A 450-nucleotide genomic window follows, 5' to 3' on the forward strand; every position below is an offset into this window, starting at 1 on the left:
CACTGTTCATCGCCCTGGATGACCCGCTGGCCATGCTTGATGACCTGGGCATGAATCTGGCGGGGCGGTTGATGGAGCAAAGTGAGTTTGAGGACACTCATCAGCACACATTGCACAGTGCTTCTGTTGTGGAAAAATTGTGTGGGTTGAATACGGTGGGGCTGATTCCGTCGACGATCAAGGACCCGATCGAGCAACAAGCCTACACCGATGACCTGTACACCTTGCTCAAGACCCACGATGACATCGAGCGGGCCACGGAAATCGCCGGCTTTGGGGAAGGCCTGCTAGCACAAAGTGCGACAGGACCCGTCCTGTCCGCTGCCCAGACGCTATTCAAGACCAAACGGGGCCACCTGCCCGACAGAGAGAAATGGCAAGCCGCGCTTGAGGATTGGAACGCCAAACGGCTCTGGCGTGAAGACGTGCGTTTTGACGAGGTGCAAACCT

Annotated in this window: 1 pseudogene; it reads left to right on the plus strand. The window is 56.9% G+C overall.

Features of this window, described 5'->3' with window-relative positions:
- Positions 1-450 (plus strand): annotated as a pseudogene (locus tag ACW9H9_RS28810) (T6SS effector BTH_I2691 family protein); the annotation flags it as partial.

This window comes from Pseudomonas sp. SDO5215_S409 (assembly GCF_054071325.1).